1 protein-coding gene is annotated in these 1,287 nt (G+C 57.0%); it reads right to left on the bottom strand.

The genetic code is table 11. The features are described 5' to 3' along the window. The coding region (locus tag IVB47_RS27670) for a diguanylate cyclase (RefSeq protein ID WP_247466118.1) at positions 1–1,287 on the bottom strand (1,287 nt) is incomplete at both ends.

Below are 1,287 nucleotides of genomic sequence, written 5' to 3'. Positions count from 1 at the left end.
GATCGGTGAACTGCTTCGGCGAGAGATTAACGGCCATAGAGATCGCGGGCAATCCGCGTGACTGCCAGGTGGTGCTCTGCCGGCAAGCTGTCTCCAGTACCCACCTGCCTATCGGAATGATCAGACCGGTTTCCTCGGCCAGCGGAATGAAGGCTGCGGGGGCTATCAATCCTTTTTGGGGATGCTTCCAACGTAGAAGCGCCTCCACACCGACAATGCGACCTGCGGTATCTACCTTCGGCTGATAATGGAGAAACAGCTCTTCTTTCTCCATTGCACGGCGCAAGTCGGCTTCGAGAACGAGGTGCTTCAGCGAATGCGACTGCAGCTCTGCCGAAAAAAAACGGCATGCATTCTTTCCACCTGCCTTGGCCGCATACATTGCAGTGTCCGCCTGCTTGACGAGCTCCTCAGGATCCGAGGCGTCATCGGGGAAGATCGCGATTCCGATGCTACAGGTGATGCGGCATTCGTGACCACACAGGAGGAAAGGTGACTCGAGCGCTTCCAGAACCCGGCGGGCGATCGCGGTCGCCTGATCTTTGCCGGTCAACTGGTCGAGCAAAACGACGAACTCGTCGCCGCCCAGCCTGGCGAGCGCGTCCTCAGCCCGGATATTTGCGCGCATCCGCTTGGATGCTTCGATAAGCAATTGATCGCCGGCAGTATGACCGAACGAGTCGTTGATCATTTTGAACCGGTCGAGGTCTACGAAGAGAACCGCAAACCGGCGCCCCGGCGCCCTGCTCGCGCGCTGATGCGCTTCAGAGACCATTGTGTTGAACATCGAGCGATTCGGGATGCCTGTCAGAGCATCGTGGGTCGCCAGGAAGCGGATGCGCTCTTCCGCGATTTTCTTTGCCTCGGTCCGATCAAAATTGTGAAGAGCAAAGGAGACGTTTTCCGCCAGCCTGGCCAGGAGCTCAACGATCTCGGAGGTGAAGATGCCTTCCTCGCTGGCTAGGAAGAGCAAGACTCCGATGGCTTCACCCTCCCTAAATAGAGGAAAGCTCGCACCAGCGCGTGTTCCACCTCGCTCGGCAAGCTTATGCCAGTGAGTCGTCCCCGCGTCGCTCAAGAACTCATTTTTGATGCATGGCATTCTCGAACGAAACGAGGTGCCGGTTAGTCCCTTACCCTGAGGATGGTCTGCCAAAACCGAAAACGCTGTGCTGCGAACCCGATCGGCATTTTGTCCCTTAGTTGATACGATTTTCAAGAAGTGATCGTCCGGCTGAGCTAGGGCAATTGTCGTCGAGGTAAAATGGCCGCCCAGAACCGCTGCAT

Origin of the sequence: Bradyrhizobium sp. 62, assembly GCF_023073035.1 — a bacterium.
Taxonomy (GTDB): domain Bacteria; phylum Pseudomonadota; class Alphaproteobacteria; order Rhizobiales; family Xanthobacteraceae; genus Bradyrhizobium.
This window is presented reverse-complemented; position numbering and strand designations above follow the sequence as displayed.